Source organism: Mariniflexile sp., from assembly GCF_041583155.1.
Classification (GTDB): Bacteria; Bacteroidota; Bacteroidia; order Flavobacteriales; family Flavobacteriaceae; genus Mariniflexile.
In genome coordinates, this window is the sequence record NZ_JBFHGK010000039.1 from 17,751 (window position 1) to 37,026 (window position 19,276).

A 19,276-nucleotide genomic window follows, 5' to 3' on the forward strand; every position below is an offset into this window, starting at 1 on the left:
ATGATAATTAGAATTTTCATGCGGTCTTTTTTTTGATTAGTTATTTATTAGATACCACATTATAAAAATGGTTGCGTTAAAATATTAATAATATTTAACTGAAAATGAAATCTGTAAGTATGTTGTTGTAAATGAGGTTTTTAAAGAAGGAATTTAATTGCAGCAATAAATAGAATAAAACCTATAAAAGCAATTAAAACCCAAATACTACCAGAATAAAATCGTTTATGTAACTTTAAATCCTTTCGGTAGGTGTAAGCTATAATAATGGAGAAAACTATAAAAAATAAAACTCCGAAAATGATTTGACCTTTACTAAACATATGTTTATTTTTATGCAAATTTAATTAATAATCATGAGATTCTTTCTTGCAGGGAATTGGGATTTCAAGAATAATAAACAGATTTCTTTCTGCAAGAAAACGGCAAAAATATAATTATTTATGAAAAATAAGTTAGAAGCGGTAAAAGCATTTCATTCTGCATTTAAATTAGGACACAGCGAAACACTTAAAGCTAATTTAGGAACAGATAAAAATACGCTTCGTTATAATTTAATGAAAGAGGAGAATGAGGAATATCTAGAAGCGGCTAATAATAACGATTTGGTTGAAGTGGCAGATGCTTTAGGAGATATGTTATACATTTTATGTGGCACGATTATAGAGCATGGCATGCAATATAAAATAGAAGAAGTATTTGAAGAAATACAGCGCAGTAATATGAGTAAATTAGGCGAAGATGGCAACCCGATTTATAGAGAAGATGGAAAAGTGCTAAAAGGACCAAATTATTTTAAACCAAATATTCAATCCATACTAGATAAATAAGTTCTGTACTCATTTTCAGAATCGTAATAATTGGCTAAGATTGTTTAAATAGAAACAAAAAAAAGAGAAGTATTGAGCTTCTCTTTTTTTTAAGTCCTAATGTAATTAGGTATGATATTTATAATTTATACCTCCATCCAAATGGATCTTCAGATTTGTTAGTTTGTATATCGGTAATAATTTTCTTTAATTTATCTGCGTAGGTGTCAGTTAATTCAGGTAATTCATAATCAGTATCTTTATAGCCAAAACCTGAAATAGGGGAGATAACCGCTGCAGTTCCAGCACCAAACATCTCTTTTAAGCTACCATTTTTAGCTGCTTCAACCACTTCCTTTACAGATATTTTTCTAACTTCAACAGGAATGCCTTCGGCCTTAGCAATATCAATAATACTTTTACGCGTTATACCATCTAAAATTCTATCGCTCGTAGGCCCAGTCACTAAAGTGTCATTAATACGTACAAAAATATTCATGGCGCCAGCCTCTTCAATATACTCATGGTTGGTGTCATCCGTCCAGATTACTTGTTGGTAGCCTTTTTCAACAGCCAATTGTGTTGGGTAAAATTGCCCAGCATAGTTTCCGCCAGCTTTGGCATAACCAACACCGCCATTAGCAGATCGTGAATACGTTTCTTCAATTAATACTTTTACTTTGCCTGAAAAATAAGATCCAGATGGAGCTGTACAAATAATGAATTTATAAGCATCGGCTGGCGATGCATGAAAGCCATTTCCAGAAGCAAAAATAAATGGACGAATGTATAATGAACTACCTTCCTTTTTAGGAATCCAGTCTTTATCAACTTCTAACAAGGCCTTTAATCCTTCCATGAAATAATTTTCTGGTAATTCAGGAATAGCTAATCGTTTTGAAGAAATATTTAAGCGTTTGAAATTTTCTAACGGACGAAATAACCAGACATCTTCATTGGCATCTTTATATGCTTTCATACCTTCAAAAACCGATTGCCCGTAGTGAAAAATCTTAGCCGAAGGATCTAAACTAATAGCATGGTAAGGCACTACTTTAGGAGTTTGCCATGCGCCGTCTTTAAAATCGCATTCAAGCATATGGTCTGAAAATACTTTTCCAAATGTTAAGTTGTCAAAATCTACCTCGTTAATCTTAGTAGTTTTCGTTTTTATAATCTCTATATCATTGATTATTGCGCTCATAAATTTCTTTATTTTATGTCACAAATTTAAGTAAAATCGTTTTTAAAAAAGCCCTATATTTACAACAAATCGTTTAAAAATCTAAAATTTAACTATGAAGAATGTATTATTTGTATGTGTTTGTTTATTTATGTTTATTTCTAGCAAACAAAAATTAGGGGCTCAAACAGATGAGACTGTTAACAAGTCTTTTGGTAAAGAAATAATATCTGATGATGCTGTGAATGTTTCAACCTTAGCGTCAAAATACAAAATAATACAAGTTGGTGATACAATTACTACCAAAGTTATGGCTAAAGTTAATAGTGTTTGTCAAGCTAAAGGTTGTTGGATGCGTTTAGATTTAGAAGATGGGAATGAAGTTATGGTAAAATTTAAAGACTATGCTTTTTTTATGCCCAAGGATATTGCTGGAAACTATGTTATTATAAATGGTAGCGCTTTTGTTGAAGAAGTTTCAGTGGAAGAACAACGTCACTACGCAGAAGATGCGGGGAAATCTGCAGAAGAAATAGCGAGTATAACCGTGCCGAAAAGAACTTTGTCTTTTGAAGCAGATGGCGTATTATTAGTACAATAAGTTTGGAAAGAGAAGTTGTAATTACTGCCGATGGATCTTCAACGATTCATTTACCAGAATGGGATGAGCAATACCATTCCAAGCACGGGGCTATTCAAGAAGCGTATCATGTGTTTATAAAACATGGGTTACATCATTTTTGTAATGGTTCAGAGGCATCTAAAAATATGACTTCCACCGCAGTTCAGAAGACTGAGGGTTTTTCCAAAAGTGAAGTATCTATTTTAGAAATAGGGTTTGGTACTGGTTTAAATGCCTTCATAACTTTATTGGAAGCTGAAAAACTAAGCATACTCGTTAATTATTTTGGTGTTGAGGGTTATCCTGTAGCGATGAATGAAGTGTTACAACTTAATTATCCAACACAATTAGAAGCAAATAAAAAGGAGTTGCTTTTTAAAAGAATGCATGAAGTTTCTTGGGATGAACAGCATGAAATATCCAAATATTTTTCATTAACAAAGCAAAAACGATTCTTTTCAGAAATAAATGAAGTAGAGGTTTTTAATATCATCTATTTCGATGCCTTTGGAGCTCGTGTTCAACCCGAATTATGGACAGAACCTGTATTTCAAAAAATGTACAATGCCTTGCAGGAACATGGCGTTTTGGTTACCTATGCAGCAAAAGGAAGTGTACGTAGAGCCATGCAAGCTGTTGGTTTTCTAGTAGAAAAACTTCCGGGACCACCAGGAAAACGTGAAATGCTGAGAGCAACTAAACAGTTTTAGTTGTCTTTTAATGGTTAACAATTGAAGGCTGGGGGCATTCATTGGTTTTTTTTAGAATAACATTGATTTGTTAAACCTTCCATAAATTGAAAGGAAACCGTGGTTTCATTTCGTAACTTTAATTAAAAATTAAGTATGAAAGTTTTAATTACAGGTGCGACAGGATTGGTAGGCAATGAGATTGTAAAACTTTGTTTAAAGAATAACATTGAAGTAAATTACTTAACAACAAGTAAATCCAAAATTAAAAACAAGCAGAATTACCAAGGATTTTATTGGAATCCTAAAAAACATGATATTGATGTTCGTTGTTTTGATGGTGTAAATGCTGTTATTCATTTAGCAGGTGCTACAGTTGCGAAGCGTTGGACGACTGCATATAAAGCCGAAATTTTATCAAGCCGAATAAATCCAACCCAATTATTAGTTAATACGTTGTTAAACATAAAACACAATGTAAAACAGGTTGTCTCTGCAAGCGCTATTGGGGTTTATCCAGATTCGAATACGAATTATTATGATGAAACTTTTAAAACCTCAAACACTTCATTTTTAAGTGAAGTAGTTCATGTTTGGGAACAGGAAGTGGATGCCTTTGCTAAGCAAAATATAATAGTATCAAAGGTTAGAATTGGTTTGGTGTTATCAAATAAAGGTGGTGCACTTGTTGAAATGATGAAACCTATTAAATTAGGTTTGGGGGCTGCTTTTGGAACAGGGAAACAATGGCAATCATGGATTCATATAAATGATTTATCAAAACTATTTGTATACATTTTAAACAATCGTTTGGAGGGTGTTTATAATGCTGTGTCTCCAAATCCTGTAACTAATCAGGAGTTAACAAAAACCATTGCTACGGTTTTAGATAAACCATTATTTTTGCCTAATATTCCAAAATTCGTAATGAAATTAGTATTAGGAGAAATGCATACCGTTCTGTTTGAGAGTCAGCGTGTAAGTTCTAAAAAAATTGAAGATGAAGGCTTTAACTTTAAACATCATCATTTACAACCCTGCCTGGAACATTTACTAAAGTAATATTGATTTTTTTCAGCTTCACTATGGGTTTTGTAATACCCTTTTTTGAGTAAAGTATTACTTCAAATGGAAATTCTATAACTTAAATTGAAATTCTTGTAATTTTAAATCTGTTACTTGATTGTATCTTGCACTTATATTAATCAAACAATTAATAAGATGAAGAAAAGCATATTGAAAACCGGGAATATTTTAAGTTTGAGCATTTTAGTTTTAATGTTATTTTTAGCTTTTACCAGTTGTAGGGAAGATAAAGCTAAAACGGAAACAGTTGTAATTGAAAAACCGGTTGAAGCTCCTAAAACTGAGGAAACCAATGGAACATCCCTTAAAGTTGATGGTGATGGCGTGGAGTTCTCAACCAAAAACGGAAAGAAAAAAACAGAAATAACTATTAAAGATTAGGTTTAGTTATATATTGGATTTGGGAAAAGAAACCGACATGATTGTCGGTTTTTTTGCTTTTTGTTTAATTAAAGATATGGCTTTTGTTCAATTCACTCTTTAAATTTTGAATTTCATCATAATTAGTTATTCCTAATAACTCAATCAAATGTAAAAAGTGAATTTTTCCTTTTAAATGATAGTTTTTTAAATATTCTGCGGATTCTTGAAATTCGTTTTTGTAAGATTGAAGAAAATTTACTGATAAGGCTTCACCAGAATTTAATTCAATTTTTATAGAATTTTTTACCCCTTGCTGTAATTTGGGTTTTAAAGTACTCCGATACTACAAGCTCATTCCTTTGTAATCACTTATAAAGACATGAATTTTTTTAATATTAGAAATAGGATAGATATTTTTTCCTAAAATAATAGCGTCTGAGTTGAAAGTGATTTCTCCATCAAATTCGCCGTTTAATGGAATGTAAAGGAAATTGCTAATCAGTTGAATTATAATAATTGTTATTAAGAGAAGAATTAAAAAGCCAGTAGTAATTGCAGATATTTTATCAGGTAATAATTTTTCAAAATAGTCAACTAAAAAAACAGACAAAAGCGATATGACAAATGATAGGGAAATAATCCAATCAATATTAAAAATGGAATTGTTTTTTTTTGGTTTAAAAATTTTGAATGTATTCATTTCATTAATGCTAGAAATCACTTAACTCTATCGGTCGGTAAACGAAGCTAATTAATTTTTCAAACAAAACAAAGTTGCTAAAAAATAAAATCCCGATAGAAACCTATCGGGATTTTGGTATTGCTAGATTTTCGCTTTCGCAGAAATTTGGTTAATCTTCAACTAAAACCCAATCGCCTTTAGCTAATAATGGTTCTGCTTGTTTGTATTTAAGGGTTTTATTTTCGGCAGTAATAACGTTTTTGATAGTAACTTGGTCGTTACGCCCAATTTTTGGTTTATCACGCACAATGGTTTCAACTACATGTTGTTGTTGCTGGGTTTGTCCTGCAGCTCTATTTTGAGCAGAACGTTCATCCAAATTAGGAATTTCCTCTTTCTCCACATTCAGCTTTTCTTGTTTACGTTCTCTGGCTTCCTGAATAGTGTTTTGAGTTTCCTGAGGTAATTCTCCTTTAAATAAGAATGAAATTACATCTTTATTCACCTCATCAATCATGGCTTTAAACAATTCAAATGCTTCAAACTTATAAATAAGTAGCGGGTCTTTTTGTTCGTGAACAGCTAATTGTACCGATTGTTTTAACTCATCCATTTTACGTAAATGCGTTTTCCAAGCATCATCTATAATGGCTAAGGTGATATTTTTTTCAAAATCGGTAATTAATTGTTTACCATTGGTTTCATAAGCTTTTTCAAGATCGGTAACAACATTTAATGTTTTGATACCATCAGTAAAAGGTACTACGATACGTTTGAATTTATCTCGTTGTGTTTCGTATACATTTTTAATAACAGGGAAAGCCAAATCGGCATTTCTAGTCATTTTTTCTTTATAATGATCGAAAGCGGCACGGTAAATTTTTCCTGTGATATCTTGATTAGATAATTTTCCAAATTCAGCTTCAGTAATTGGCGAACTCATTGAAAAATAGCGAATCAATTCAAACTCAAAATTTTTAAAATCGTTTGCGGCTTTATTAGTATCAACAATACCTTCCGTAGTATCGAATATCATGTTAGCTAAATCCACTCTCAAGCGTTCCCCGAATAGGGCGTGGTGACGACGTTTGTAAACCACCTCACGTTGCGCATTCATAACATCATCATATTCCAACAAACGCTTACGAACTCCAAAGTTGTTTTCTTCAACTTTTTTCTGTGCGCGTTCAATAGATTTTGAAATCATAGAATGTTGAATTACTTCACCTTCTTTCAACCCCATTCTATCCATCATTTTTGCAATTCGCTCGCTACCAAATAGACGCATTAAGTTATCTTCTAAAGACACATAAAATTGTGAACTTCCCGGATCTCCTTGTCGACCAGCACGACCACGTAATTGTCTATCTACACGACGCGAATCGTGACGCTCGGTACCTACAATGGCTAAACCTCCAGCTTTTTTAACTTCATCGGTTAGCTTAATGTCGGTACCACGACCAGCCATATTGGTTGCGATTGTTACTTGCCCAGGTTGACCTGCTTCTGCAACAATATCGGCTTCTTTTTTATGAAGTTTAGCGTTTAATACGTTGTGCGGAATTTTTCTGATGGTAAGCATTTTACCAAGTAATTCACTTATTTCTACCGATGTTGTTCCAATTAAAACCGGACGACCTGCTAATGATAGTTTCGTTACTTCTTCAATAACAGCGTTGTATTTTTCACGTTTTGTTTTATAAACTAAATCTTCCTGATCGTTACGTGCTATAGGTCGGTTGGTTGGAATTTCAACAACATCCAATTTGTAAATTTCCCAAAACTCACCAGCTTCAGTAACCGCAGTACCTGTCATACCCGAAAGTTTGCGGTACATTCTAAAGTAATTTTGAAGGGTTACTGTTGCAAATGTTTGGGTAGCGTCTTCAATTTTTACGTTTTCTTTCGCTTCAATAGCTTGGTGTAAGCCGTCAGAATAACGACGACCATCCATAATACGGCCCGTTTGCTCATCAACAATCATTACTTTATTGTCAATTACAACATACTGAATGTCTTTTTCAAATAAAGCGTACGCTTTAAGTAGTTGATTAAGTGTGTGTATGCGTTCCGATTTTACACCAAAATCTTTGTATAATTCTTCTTTTAGCTTCGCTTCTTCAGCTAAAGGTAAATTCTTGTTCTCAATTTTAGCAATCTCTAATCCAATTTCAGGAAGTATGAAAAAGTCTGGGTTATCTTTTCCAGAGATGTATTCAACACCTTTATCTGTTAATTCAATTTGATTATTTTTTTCTTCAATAACATAGTACAATTCTGCATCAACCAATGGCATTTCACGGTTGTTGTCCTGCATATAATGGTTTTCAGTTTTTTGAAGTAGTTGTTTTACACCTTCCTCACTTAAAAATTTAATAAGTGCTTTGTTTTTAGGCATACCACGGTACGCACGTAGTAATAGAAAACCACCTTCTTTGGTATCGCCGGCAGTAATTAATTTTTTAGCTTCTGCTAAAACACCAGTTAAATACTTGCGTTGTACTGCAACAATATCATCAACTTTTGGTTTTAATTCATTAAATTCATGACGTTCACCCTGTGGAATCGGTCCAGAAATAATTAAAGGTGTACGGGCATCATCAACTAATACCGAATCCACCTCATCCACAATAGCATAATGGTGTGGACGTTGTACTAAATCGTTTGGTGAATGCGCCATGTTATCACGTAAATAATCGAAACCAAATTCGTTATTTGTACCATATGTAATATCGGCATTGTAAGCTTTTTTACGTGCTTCAGAGTTTGGTTGGTGGTAATCAATACAATCAACCGTTAACCCATGAAACTGAAAAATAGGCGCCATCCAAGCACTATCACGTTTTGCTAAGTAATCATTTACAGTTACTAAATGCACACCTTTTCCAGCAAGTGCATTTAAGTACATTGGCAATGTAGCCACTAAAGTTTTACCCTCACCAGTTTGCATCTCTGCAATTTTACCTTGGTGCATGGCTATACCACCTATAAGTTGCACATCGTAGTGTACCATATCCCAAGTAATGGGTTTGCCTGCGGCATCCCAAGAGTTTGCCCAAATAGCTTTGTCGTCATCTAAAGTGATATAATCTTTGGTACCCGATAATTCTCTATCATAAGAACTTGCAGTAACCGTAAGCGATGTGTTGTTGGCAAAACGCTTTGCAGTTTCTTTAACCACCGCAAAAGCTTCAGGTAAAATATCGTTTAAAACAGTTTCTGTTTTTTGGTAAGCTTCATCTTTAAGTTTGTCTATATCTAGATAAATATCTTCACGTCTGTCAATATCTTCCGTGTTTTCAGATTCTTCAAGAAGTTTTGCTATTTGGTCGTTTATCGGTTTTATAGCTTCGGCAATAAGAGCCTTGAATTGGGCTGTTTTAGCTCTTAATTCATCGTTGGACAAGCCTTCCAAGCTTGCTTCAAAAGCTCTAATTTTATTTACAATAGGGGTGATGGCTTTAACGTCTTGTTTAGATTTGTCGCCAACAAATACTTTAAGTACAGAATTTAAAAAACTCATGCGTGTTTATATGTTATGTGTTAACTAGGAAACATCCTAGTGGTTATATTGTTTTTATTTTGATACTTGAAATAAGCAATCAAAGATACATTTTGTTATATGTTTTATAAAGATTTAGGACAAAAAAAAAGCCTCAACCCGAGACTTTTTAACTTTTCTTTATGCTTTATTAATATTCATCCTCATTCCAAAGGTAATCTTCATCTGTTGGATAATCAGACCAAATTTCTTCTATAGAGTCGTAAGCATCACCTTCGTCTTCAATAGACTGTAAATTTTCAACAACTTCCAAAGGTGTACCAGTTCTAATAGCGTAATCTATCAACTCGTCCTTTGTGGCTGGCCAAGGCGCATCACTTAAATACGATGCTAATTCTAAAGTCCAATACATTTCTTGTGTGTTTTAATTTTGTGCAAAAATAAATTTTTAGTTTAAACACGCAAGGAAAAAATGAATTATTTAATTATTATTTTTATGAACGTACAGTTTTACTAAGCAAATAGCTGATATTAAGTATTTTGTTTGGGCGTTACCACAAGGGTCGGGCTTTCGGCAGTCGCTCTCTGCGAGGAGCTCCTACAATGCCTCAATCCCTAACGCAAACTCAACAAACATTATTACTTTGTTTCTCGCAATAAGGCTTTTTCTTGTTTTGAGCTTTTACTCCTTTTCAGGAATCCACTTAACTTCGTCAGCTTTCAAGTCATGAGTCAACTTTCGTGCCAACACAAAAAGATAGTCAGAAAGGCGGTTTAGGTACATAATAGTGCGGTCGTCTATAACTTCAATGTCACTTAAAGCAACGGTTAAACGCTCGGCTCTGCGGCAAACACAACGAGCAATGTGACAGAATGACACCGTTTGATGCCCACCAGGAAGTACAAAATGAGTCATTGGAGGTAAAGCATCGTTCATACAATCTATTTCTTTTTCTAAGAGTTCAATATCTTCCGAAGAAATTTTAGGAATATTCAAACGTTCCTTACCATTTTTTAAAATTGCTTTGTCGGCAGGAGTAGCTAAAATAGCCCCTACAGTAAACAACTTGTCCTGTATGTTAATTAGAACGTCTTTGTAATGCGTATCTATATCCTGATCTCGAATTAACCCTAAATGGGAGTTTAACTCGTCAATAGTACCATAGCTTTCAATTCTAATATGGTGTTTGGGTACACGTGTGCCACCAAATAATGCAGTGGTTCCTTTATCGCCCGTCTTAGTATAAATTTTCATTTAATTTTTATAAATATTTTGAGCTTGATTGTAATTTGTTATTGAATGTGTTAGTTAATTTACACAAATCTACAATCCTCAATTCATGTTACGAAGTTAAAAAGTTAAAAGTAAAAAGTTGAAAGTTTGTAAAGAAATTATTGTTCTTTTTCTTTTTCAATTTCTTTCTTCCGTTCATAATAATTAGCTCTATAGCTTTTTCTGTTTTTGCTTCGTTTTTTTAGTTTTTCTCTGTTTCTGTTATTATTCCAGATAACAATAGCAAACAGTACCAATATAATAATTAAATAAAGAAACATTACAAGTTTATTGAATCTTATAAAAATAAAAAATTAAAAACAAGAAATGAATTTAAAACAAAACAAAGATTAATGTTGTTAGTGAATTCTGAAAATAAATAAGGTTTTACTGAAAAGTAAATATAATATAAAGCTCTTTGTCTAATAGTAGCGGTTTATTTGTTTGTTGTATAAGAAAAAAAATACATTTGTATTATGTGAAATATAAACCAAATCAATAATTATGAAAAAAATTACATTCTCATTAATTTTAATTGTGAGTTCTGTTTACTTACAAGCTCAGTCTTACGTGGGTTTTCTTACGGACAATTACAGTGGTGTTAATAGTGTTATTTCCAATCCTGCCAATATTACAGATTCTCGTTTTAAAACGGATATTAATATTATGGGTGCTAGTGCATTTGCGGGAAACGATTATTATGGACTTAACGTTATGGATGCCTTAAAAGAGGATTATGACTTTGATTTAGATGCAAATAAATATCCTTCTACCGATAATAATGTAGCCTTAAATTCTGATATTATGGGGCCTGCATTCATGTTTAATTTAAATAAAAAAAGTTCCTTAGCCATTTTTGTTAGAGGGCGTTCTATGGTTAATGTTAATGAGGTAAATGGAAATACAATTGATGCCATTGACGATGATACTTCAGATGATTTTAACATAAACGAAGGTGATTTTAGTATGTTTGGTCAAGGTTGGGCCGAATTTGGATTAACCTATGCTAGAGTATTAATGAATAAAGAGCAGCACTTTTTAAAAGGAGGTCTTACGTTAAAATATTTAAAAGGAGCAGGAAGTGGTTACGTTCATGGCAAAAATGTTACTGTAGATTATGATGCTGATGGCGTTATTTTGTTACCAAGCGGAGAGACTACAGGTCGTTTAATATCCACAGGAACATTGTCTTATGGGCGTTTTGCAGAATTTGATAATGATAATTATGATTATGAACTTCCTGACGCAAGTGGTTTTGGCGCCGATTTAGGTTTTGTTTACGAATGGAGACCAAATTACGCTAATTATACAGAAACGAATGCGGATGGTAATTCTTATACGAGGAAAGATAAGAATAAATACAAATTAAAATTAGGGGTATCTATTACCGATATAGGCTCAATTAATTATAAAGAAGGTTTAGAAGAAACTTTTGATATTACAAACGATGTAAGCGAACAAGATATTGAAGATGAGGAAGATTTAAATAATGTTTTAAATAACTTATATACACTTACAAACTCTCAAATTGGGTACAAAACTAAATTGCCAACAGCGCTTCATGTTAATGCCGATTGGAGTTTTACAAGTAAATTGTATGTTAATTTAAACACAGATTTTTCACTTATTGCTAAAGGCAAAGAAAATGCAAGCCGTATTTCAAATATTGTTTCCTTAACGCCTCGTTTTGAAAGCAAATGGTTTAGTTTTTACGTGCCACTTAGTATGGTAGAAAATAACGGATTTCAAGCTGGTGCTGGTTTAAGAGCAGGACCATTATATATTGGTTCAGGTTCGGTGCTTACTGTGTTAGGTGGAGATGATAGTAAAGGCGCTGATGTGTATGCTGGTATAAAAATACCTGTTTACCAAGGAAGAACTAAAGATAAAGATGGTGATGGGGTTATTGATAAATTAGATGGATGCCCTAAAGTAGCTGGTCCTATTGAAAATAATGGATGCCCTTGGGGAGACAAGGATCAGGACGGTGTATTAGATAATGAAGACGTTTGCCCTGAAATAGCTGGCCCTAAAGAAAATAAAGGATGTCCTTGGGGAGATAAAGACTCCGATGGTGTTTTAGATAATGAAGATGCATGTCCTCAGGTTGCGGGTCCTAAAGAAAACAACGGGTGTCCTTGTGTAAGCTTCTGATAATGATGGTGTGTTCGATAAGGACGATAATTGTATTGATGTTCCAGGAACAGTTGCAAACAATGGTTGCCCTGAAGTTATCACTCCTGAAGTGACTGTTGAAATTCAAAAATCTCTAAATGCTTATGCGAAAACTATTTTGTTTGATTCAGGAAAATCGACTATTAAGTCGGTTTCAAATGGTGTTTTAAATGAAATTGTGGCAATTCTTGGGCAATATCCGAATGCTAAATTTTCAATAGAGGGACATACTGATAGTGTTGGCAATGATGCTTCAAATCAAAAACTTTCAGAAGAAAGAGCAAGTGCTGTTATGAATTATTTAATTGAAAAAGGTGTTTCGTCAAGTAGATTAACTTCCAAGGGATTTGGTGAAAGCAAACCAATGGCAGATAATGCAACAAAAGCAGGTCAGGCAGAAAACCGACGAGTTGAAATCAATTTAGTTAAGTAATAAGAACTTAAATTTATAAAATTAAAATCCTAGAGTTAACGCTCTGGGATTTTTTTTTGCATTTCCGTGAAGATGAAGATTTGAAAATTTATTATTATTAAAATCTCAAATATTTAGAAATCAAGTAGTTTAAAATTAACCATGTTCAGGTTCTGATAAATTTTTTGAATGAGGCGGGTTAGGGATGTATTACAGCAAACTAGAGAATTACTCTTAATGATTTATGATTAGTATTTTAGGAAAGAGAAAACTTCTAAATAAATTACTGACTGCGCAAGAAATACAGACTAAACCCTAATGGTGAAATGTTCTTTAACCTGTTCTCTTCTAAAAAAAACAAATCCCCAGAAAAAAGTATCAATAGTCACCGTAACTTTTGGATGTTGTTTAATGATTTTCCAAGCTTCCGTCATGCCTTCCGACCAATAAATATCATCAAAAATAAAAACAGAATCGTTGTGAGTTGTTTTTAATAAAGTTTCAAAATAATTTAAAGTCGCTTCCTTTTTGTGGTTTCCGTCAAAGAAAATAAGGTCGTAGGTATTGGATGTTAGGTTTTTTATTACTTCAGAAATATCTCCAGTAACAAGATTTATATTTTTTGATAAATTATTTTCAAGATTAGCTTTTGTAAACCCCGAAATATTTGGGCAGCCTTCAATAGTAGTAATAGAGGCGTTGGGATTTCCTAAGTGCATTGCATGGGTGCTAATACCTAATGAGGTGCCTAACTCTAATATGCTTGTAAAATTAAAATAGGAGGTAAGTCTATATAAAAGTTTTGATCTTTTTTTAGTTGTACCAGCGTTTTTAGCAATTTCAGAAATAAGACGTTGCTTTTCTTTAGAAATTAAGGAACCTGCGCCTAAATCGGTGAACGTAATTTTGGTATTGTTTTTACGCAGATTTTTTTTGTAAACAAATATGTTATTATAGGCTGTGTGGACTGTTTTGTCGTAAAAACACTTGGTAACTAAATTGTAAACAAAAGGTGAATGCACACCGTGTTGGTTGGTGGATTTTAGAATGAATTTTATGTATTGAATTGTTTGATAGAACATTTAACCAAGTAACTTTTCTTGTAATTCCATCCAGCGTTCTTCTTTTGCGTCCATATCATCAATTATTTTCTGTAATGCTTCTGAAAGTTTTGTGATTTCATCGGGCGTTAAATCGGGATTATGAAATTTAGCTTCCAACTCTTTTTTATCGTATGCTAATGAATTTAATTTACTTTCAATGTTTTTAAGTTCCTTTTCTTCATTAAATGATAGTTTTTTTTCTTCCGTTTTCTTCCAGGCATTTTTTTCTTTTTTCTCTTCTGTAGTATTAGAAATTGTTGGTTGACTATCGTCGTAAATTCTGAAATCGGTATAATTTCCAGGGAAATCTTCAATAACACCATCGCCTCTAAACACAAAAAGATGATCGACTACTTTATCCATAAAATAACGGTCGTGCGACACCACAATTACGCATCCGGGAAAATCCATTAAGAAGCTTTCTAAAACATTCAGGGTTACAATGTCTAAATCGTTGGTAGGTTCATCTAGAATTAAAAAATTAGGATTCTGAATCAAAACGGTGCATAAATACAAACGTTTACGCTCTCCACCACTTAATTTTTCAACAAAATCGTATTGCTTTTTTCTGCTGAAAAGAAAACGTTCTAATAATTGTTGAGCGGAAATTTGACGACCTTTTTTTAATGGAATATAATCACCAAATTCTCGAATTACGTCAATAACTTTTTGTTCTGGTTTTATGTCTATACCATTTTGAGTGTAATAACCAAACTTTACGGTTTCACCTAAAATAACTTTTCCAGAATCTGGTTGGGTGGTTTGGGTTAACAAATTTAAAAACGTGGTTTTTCCAGTACCGTTTTTCCCAATAATGCCAACGCGTTCCCCGTTTTTAAATAGGTATTCAAATCCATCAAGAATAACCTTATCTTTAAATGCTTTTGATACTTTATGAAATTCGACGACTTTACTGCCTAAACGTTCCATATTAAGTTCTAGTTGCACTTCATGGTCGTTTCTGCGTTGGCTCGCACGGTGTTTTATATCATGAAAATCGTCAATTCTCGATTTCGATTTGGTGGTTCTCGCTTTAGGTTGTCGGCGCATCCATTCCAATTCCTTTTTAAAAAGTTGTTTGGCTTTGCCGGTTTCTACTTCGGTTTGTTCAATTCGGGCATCACGTTTTTCAAGGTAATAGGAGTAATTACCTTTGTAGCTATACAGTTGACCTTCATCTAACTCTATAATTTCATTACACACACGTTCTAAGAAGTAGCGGTCGTGTGTTACCATAAAAAGGGTGATGTTTTCTTTAGCAAAAAAGGCTTCCAGCCATTCAATCATTTCTAAATCTAAATGGTTGGTTGGCTCATCAAGGATTAATAAATCGGGTTTGTTAATTAGGGCATTGGCCAACGATAGGCGTTTTTTTTGTCCACCAGAAAGCGACCCTACTTTTTGGTTTAAATTTTCAAGTTTTAATTTGAAAAGAATTTGTTTGTACTGCGTTTCAAAATCCCAAGCTTGATATTGCTCCATTTGTTCAAACGCTTTTTGGTAAGCCTCAGAGTTCTCTGGGTTTAAAAGCGCATGCTCGTAATCTAGGATAACTTTTAAAATGGGATTGTCGCTCGCAAATATGGTTTCTTCAACCGTTAAAGCTTCATCAAACTTTGGGTCTTGGGATAAAAAGGATACAACAATTCCATTTCTGTACGTTATAGTACCAGAATCGGCTTCATCTTCACCAGAAATAATGTTTAGAATAGAGGTTTTTCCTGTGCCGTTTTTGGCAACGAAAGCTATTTTCTGGTCTTTATGGATGCTAAATGAAATGTTTTCGAAAAGGGTTAGCTCTCCGTAAGATTTCGATATATTTTCAACAGTTAAATAATTCAAAAGGCTATTTTTTATGCAAAGAACGGATAAAAAACCAAAAATTCGGTTATAAGTTTTATTGTTCATTATGAAAAGTTATATTTGTGCTAAATCAATTACCCCTATGATGAAACTGAAGTTTCTGCTTATTTGCTTGTTTATAAGTGTTTTATGTTCTTCCTGTATTACCAATAAAGATGTTGTTTATTTGCAAGATAAAGGTACGGTTAACCTTGACTCTCTGTCTATTAAGGAGCTTTATAAACCATATCGTGTTCAAGTTAATGATGTTTTAAATATTAGTGTCAAGGCTTTGGATAATGAGCTTACGGCAATTTTTAACCCGGTGGGTGATGCGAGTTCTAATCTTAATGGATTTACTGTGGATTTACACGGAAATATTAAATTTCCAATTTTAGGTGTTATTAATGTTTTGGGATTTACCGTTTCAGAAATTGAAGAGCGTGTTAAAAAAGAATTATTGGCACAGTATTTTAAGGAATCGGCGGAACTGTTTGTTACCGTAAAATTAGCAGGATTACGATATACTACCATTGGAGAGGTTGGTACAGGTGTAAATACTTTGAATCAAGAAAGAGTTAATATTATTGAAGCTTTAGCGAATGCCGGGGATATTGATTTAACTGGAGACAGGAAAGATGTTTTAATAATACGACAGTATCCTGATGGCCAAAAAATACATCACATTGATCTGACAGATATTACAGCTATGAATTCGCCCTATTATTATATTCAACCTAATGATATAATTTTGGTTAAACCTTTGAAGCGAAAAGTACTTGGTGCAGGACAAACTGCTATCCAAAATGTAACCGTTATTTCTTCTATTCTTTCAGTTATGGTTTCCACTTATTTTTTAGTTAAAAATTTATAAGCTTTTATGATGAATGATGAATTTGAAGTATCGGAATCGCAATTTCAACCTGCTTTTGATTTTAAAGCATTTCTATATAGAGCTTTAAGTTATTGGAAGTTATACATACTTTTTATTGGTATAGGTGTTTTTATAGTATATCAACAAAACATAAGGAAACAACAGTCATATCGATTAAGTACTCAAATTTCTATTGAAGAAGAATCGAACCCATTATTTACATCAACTACCAGTTTAACATTTAATTGGGGTGGTGTGTCTGGAAAGGTTCAAACATTAATGACTTCGCTAAGTTCGCGTTCTATACACGAAAAAGTAGTTGACAATCTTCAATTTTATATTTCATATTTAAAACAAGCACGTTTTAGAAAGGATGATGTTTACAAAGACGCTCCTTTTAGGGTTAAACTTATTCCTAATACCAATCAGGTAATAAACCTACCTGTAAAAATTGTGTTCTTAGATAAAGACACCTACGAACTAACTTTTAATTTTGAGAACAGTGTTGTAAATGCGCAAAATTTTACAACAAAAGAAAGGCTTCAAATAGATGTTCCCATTCAAGAAGTAAAAGTAACATACAGCTTTGGAGATACTGTAATTCTACCTTATTTTAATGGAACTATTGAACTTGCAGAAAAAAGAACAGCAATTCCTGGTGATGAGTTTTTTATTCAATTTAGTGATTTTGATGCCATCGTTGCCAATTATAAAAACCGATTGTCTATCGATAATCCAAGAAATTCAGCTATATTGAATTTAAGTATGGTAGATGTTAATAAGGGTAAAATTGTAGATTATTTAAATGAAACCGTTCAAGTTTTAAGTGAAGACCAATTAAATAGAAAAAATCAATTTGTTACCAATACCATTAACTTTATTGATGCACAGTTAGAACGGGTAAGAACACAACTTACCTTGAATGCCGATTCTTTAAATAATTATCGAGAACAAAATAAAATTTATAGTTTAGAAGGTGAAGGTACAGCAGTAAATAGTAAACTTACAAGTTTAGAATTAGAAAAAGATAACATGAATAGAAAACTGGCATATTATGCTAGTTTAAAAAACTATTTAGAAACCAGTAATAGTTTTACAGAAGTTCCTGCGCCATCTGTTGCAGGTATAGACGAAGGTAACATACTAGGGAATATAGCAAAGATTAATCAGCTTTCGGTACAAAAATCGAAATATGAATCAACTGTTAGAAAGGATGCTTTGATTTTTGATGATTTAAATAGGCAGATAGAAGGTATAAAGTCTGTTTTGTTAGAAAATATTAGTTCGGCTACTAATGAGATTAAAAGAGAGCAAAGACTTATAAATTCTAAAATAGCAGAAGCAGAATCTGAAATTAGAAGGTTACCAAAGGCTCAGCAAAAATTATTAGGTATAAAGCGCCAATATGCTTTAAGTGAGCAAACTTATAATGTGTTTTTAGCGAAACGAGGGGAAGCCGACATTATAAAATCGGCAAGTGTTTCGGATGTTGTCATCATAGATACTGCCAAAGATACAGGTGCGATTCCTATAGACTTAAAATTGAGCTCAAGATATTTATTTGCGGTTGTAGGAGGTTTGTTTATACCTTTATTAGCAGCTTTTTTAATTACTTTTTTTGATAAGAAGATTCATAGCCCTCAGATTTTAGAAAGTTTGTCTAAAATACCCCTTTTAGGAGTGGTGGGTAAAAGCAGTTTAGAGGAAACAAATTTGGTGGTTCATTTAAAGCCAAAGTCGGTTGTGGCCGAGTCATTTAGAGGTGTTAGGTCTAGTTTACAATATATGTACAGTAAACGCAATTCAGACGAGTCAAAAACAGTTATGGTTACCTCTTCGGTAAGTGGAGAAGGGAAAACCTTTTGTTCCATAAACATTGCTACAGTATTTGCTTTAAGTGGAAAGAAAACTGTATTGGTCGGACTCGATTTAAGAAAACCAAAAATTTTTGGTGATTTCGAAATCAAAAATGACATAGGTGCTGTAAATTACTTAATTGGGCAAAAGGGTGTTAAAGAAATTGTACAATCAACCAATGTACCTAATCTAGATGTTATAACATCGGGACCAATACCTCCCAATCCCTCAGAGTTGTTAATTGGCGAAAAAACAGATACTTTAATGGCTACTCTAAAGGAAACCTATGATTTTATAGTGTTAGATACGCCTCCAATTGGTTTGGTGGCAGATGCTTTTGAATTATTAAAGTATACAGATGCTACTATTTATGTAGTTAGACAAGATTATACCGAAAAGGGTATGTTAAACCTTATTAATGATAAGTATGAGAAGGGTGAAGTTAAAAATATGAGCTTCTTATATAATTATTTCAACCAAAAAGGGAAATATGGTTATGGCTACGGCTATGGTTATGGCTATGGTTATGGTCATTATGCTAATGGGTATCATGAAGATGATCATTCTAAAAAAGGATTGATGGTTAAATTAAAAAAGATATTTAAAAATAAGTAAATAACTCAAAAATAGATTTTGGGGATAGAAGTAATTTAGAAACTTAACAATGCAACTTGAAACCAGAGTATATCAAAAAGAAAGCAACTTAAAAATAGGCAAGTTATTAAAAGAGACAGCTAAAGATTTTTTTGGTTCTCATTTTTTAGCAAAACAGTTAGCAACTAGAGATATAAAATCGCAGTATAG

Annotated in this window: 17 protein-coding genes; 9 read left to right on the top strand and 8 right to left on the bottom strand. The window is 32.9% G+C overall.

Translation table 11 applies throughout. From position 1 onward, the window contains the following. Positions 1-443: 443 nt before the first annotated feature. Positions 444-830: a hypothetical protein gene (locus ABYI63_RS13445; protein ID WP_372756942.1), complete on the top strand. Its 387-nt coding sequence runs from the start codon at positions 444-446 to the stop codon at positions 828-830. Between the two features lie 118 nt (positions 831-948). Here ABYI63_RS13445 and ABYI63_RS13450 read toward each other — a convergent pair whose 3' ends face one another. Then, positions 949-2,013, bottom strand: a complete 1,065-nt coding sequence (locus ABYI63_RS13450) for a branched-chain amino acid aminotransferase (protein ID WP_372756943.1) — start codon at positions 2,011-2,013, stop codon at positions 949-951. Positions 2,014-2,107: 94 nt separating this feature from the next. On the opposite strand from ABYI63_RS13450, the gene ABYI63_RS13455 reads away from it, so the two are divergent. From ABYI63_RS13455 to ABYI63_RS13470, 4 genes are all read left to right on the top strand, one after another. Then, positions 2,108-2,593 (top strand): DUF4920 domain-containing protein, encoded by a 486-nt coding sequence (locus ABYI63_RS13455; protein WP_372756944.1) that lies wholly within the window; start codon positions 2,108-2,110, stop codon positions 2,591-2,593. A gap of 2 nt (positions 2,594-2,595) precedes the next feature. Next, positions 2,596-3,324 carry a tRNA (5-methylaminomethyl-2-thiouridine)(34)-methyltransferase MnmD gene (gene mnmD / locus ABYI63_RS13460; protein ID WP_372756946.1) on the top strand — a complete coding sequence of 243 codons (729 nt, stop codon included), beginning with the start codon at positions 2,596-2,598 and terminating at the stop codon, positions 3,322-3,324. Between the two features lie 135 nt (positions 3,325-3,459). Further along, the gene (locus ABYI63_RS13465; RefSeq protein ID WP_372756948.1) at positions 3,460-4,365 is read left to right on the top strand and encodes a TIGR01777 family oxidoreductase; all 906 of its coding nucleotides are present in this window, start codon (positions 3,460-3,462) and stop codon (positions 4,363-4,365) included. Positions 4,366-4,524: 159 nt separating this feature from the next. Beyond that, positions 4,525-4,770 carry a hypothetical protein gene (locus ABYI63_RS13470; RefSeq protein ID WP_372756950.1) on the top strand — a complete coding sequence of 82 codons (246 nt, stop codon included), beginning with the start codon at positions 4,525-4,527 and terminating at the stop codon, positions 4,768-4,770. Positions 4,771-5,095: 325 nt separating this feature from the next. On the opposite strand, the gene ABYI63_RS13475 is transcribed toward ABYI63_RS13470, so the two are convergent. The 5 genes from ABYI63_RS13475 to ABYI63_RS13495 form a co-directional block, all read right to left on the bottom strand. After that, the gene (locus ABYI63_RS13475) at positions 5,096-5,452 is read right to left on the bottom strand and encodes a hypothetical protein (protein WP_372756952.1); all 357 of its coding nucleotides are present in this window, start codon (positions 5,450-5,452) and stop codon (positions 5,096-5,098) included. 151 nt (positions 5,453-5,603) lie between these two features. Further along, a complete protein-coding gene (gene secA / locus ABYI63_RS13480; RefSeq protein ID WP_372756953.1) occupies positions 5,604-8,957 on the bottom strand; it encodes a preprotein translocase subunit SecA in 3,354 nt (1,117 codons plus the stop codon). A gap of 169 nt (positions 8,958-9,126) precedes the next feature. Further along, entirely contained in the window at positions 9,127-9,348 is a 222-nt protein-coding gene (locus ABYI63_RS13485) for a DUF2795 domain-containing protein (RefSeq protein ID WP_372756955.1), read from the bottom strand. A 270-nt stretch (positions 9,349-9,618) separates the two neighbouring features. Next, on the bottom strand, positions 9,619-10,191 hold the full coding sequence (locus tag ABYI63_RS13490; protein ID WP_372756957.1) for a cob(I)yrinic acid a,c-diamide adenosyltransferase: 573 nt from the start codon (positions 10,189-10,191) through the stop codon (positions 9,619-9,621). 137 nt (positions 10,192-10,328) lie between these two features. Next, on the bottom strand, positions 10,329-10,490 hold the full coding sequence (locus ABYI63_RS13495) for a hypothetical protein (protein WP_372756958.1): 162 nt from the start codon (positions 10,488-10,490) through the stop codon (positions 10,329-10,331). A 223-nt stretch (positions 10,491-10,713) separates the two neighbouring features. Here ABYI63_RS13495 and ABYI63_RS13500 point away from each other — a divergent pair, with 223 nt between their 5' ends. Together ABYI63_RS13500 and ABYI63_RS13505 are read left to right on the top strand one after the other, a co-directional pair. Next, entirely contained in the window at positions 10,714-12,363 is a 1,650-nt protein-coding gene (locus ABYI63_RS13500) for a DUF5723 family protein (RefSeq protein ID WP_372756960.1), read from the top strand. A gap of 10 nt (positions 12,364-12,373) precedes the next feature. Further along, positions 12,374-12,817 carry an OmpA family protein gene (locus ABYI63_RS13505; RefSeq protein ID WP_372756961.1) on the top strand — a complete coding sequence of 148 codons (444 nt, stop codon included), beginning with the start codon at positions 12,374-12,376 and terminating at the stop codon, positions 12,815-12,817. A gap of 287 nt (positions 12,818-13,104) precedes the next feature. On the opposite strand, the gene ABYI63_RS13510 is transcribed toward ABYI63_RS13505, so the two are convergent. Beyond that, the gene (locus tag ABYI63_RS13510; protein WP_372756963.1) at positions 13,105-13,878 is read right to left on the bottom strand and encodes an O-methyltransferase; all 774 of its coding nucleotides are present in this window, start codon (positions 13,876-13,878) and stop codon (positions 13,105-13,107) included. Beyond that, the gene (locus ABYI63_RS13515) at positions 13,879-15,741 is read right to left on the bottom strand and encodes an ABC-F family ATP-binding cassette domain-containing protein (RefSeq protein WP_372756965.1); all 1,863 of its coding nucleotides are present in this window, start codon (positions 15,739-15,741) and stop codon (positions 13,879-13,881) included. A 103-nt stretch (positions 15,742-15,844) separates the two neighbouring features. Between ABYI63_RS13515 and ABYI63_RS13520 the strand changes: the two genes are divergently transcribed. Further along, the gene (locus ABYI63_RS13520; RefSeq protein ID WP_372756966.1) at positions 15,845-16,615 is read left to right on the top strand and encodes a polysaccharide biosynthesis/export family protein; all 771 of its coding nucleotides are present in this window, start codon (positions 15,845-15,847) and stop codon (positions 16,613-16,615) included. Between the two features lie 6 nt (positions 16,616-16,621). Next, positions 16,622-19,087: a GumC family protein gene (locus ABYI63_RS13525; RefSeq protein WP_372756967.1), complete on the top strand. Its 2,466-nt coding sequence runs from the start codon at positions 16,622-16,624 to the stop codon at positions 19,085-19,087. Positions 19,088-19,276: the final 189 nt, after the last annotated feature.

Coding starts and splice junctions, on each gene's coding strand:
- ABYI63_RS13445 (WP_372756942.1), top strand. CDS start 444: ATGAAAAATAAGTTAGAAGCGGTAAAAGCATTTCATTCTGCATTTAAA.
- ABYI63_RS13450 (WP_372756943.1), bottom strand. CDS start 2,013: ATGAGCGCAATAATCAATGATATAGAGATTATAAAAACGAAAACTACT.
- ABYI63_RS13455 (WP_372756944.1), top strand. CDS start 2,108: ATGAAGAATGTATTATTTGTATGTGTTTGTTTATTTATGTTTATTTCT.
- ABYI63_RS13465 (WP_372756948.1), top strand. CDS start 3,460: ATGAAAGTTTTAATTACAGGTGCGACAGGATTGGTAGGCAATGAGATT.
- ABYI63_RS13470 (WP_372756950.1), top strand. CDS start 4,525: ATGAAGAAAAGCATATTGAAAACCGGGAATATTTTAAGTTTGAGCATT.
- ABYI63_RS13475 (WP_372756952.1), bottom strand. CDS start 5,452: ATGAATACATTCAAAATTTTTAAACCAAAAAAAAACAATTCCATTTTT.
- secA (WP_372756953.1), bottom strand. CDS start 8,957: ATGAGTTTTTTAAATTCTGTACTTAAAGTATTTGTTGGCGACAAATCT.
- ABYI63_RS13485 (WP_372756955.1), bottom strand. CDS start 9,348: ATGTATTGGACTTTAGAATTAGCATCGTATTTAAGTGATGCGCCTTGG.
- ABYI63_RS13490 (WP_372756957.1), bottom strand. CDS start 10,191: ATGAAAATTTATACTAAGACGGGCGATAAAGGAACCACTGCATTATTT.
- ABYI63_RS13495 (WP_372756958.1), bottom strand. CDS start 10,490: ATGTTTCTTTATTTAATTATTATATTGGTACTGTTTGCTATTGTTATC.
- ABYI63_RS13500 (WP_372756960.1), top strand. CDS start 10,714: ATGAAAAAAATTACATTCTCATTAATTTTAATTGTGAGTTCTGTTTAC.
- ABYI63_RS13510 (WP_372756963.1), bottom strand. CDS start 13,878: ATGTTCTATCAAACAATTCAATACATAAAATTCATTCTAAAATCCACC.
- ABYI63_RS13520 (WP_372756966.1), top strand. CDS start 15,845: ATGATGAAACTGAAGTTTCTGCTTATTTGCTTGTTTATAAGTGTTTTA.
- ABYI63_RS13525 (WP_372756967.1), top strand. CDS start 16,622: ATGATGAATGATGAATTTGAAGTATCGGAATCGCAATTTCAACCTGCT.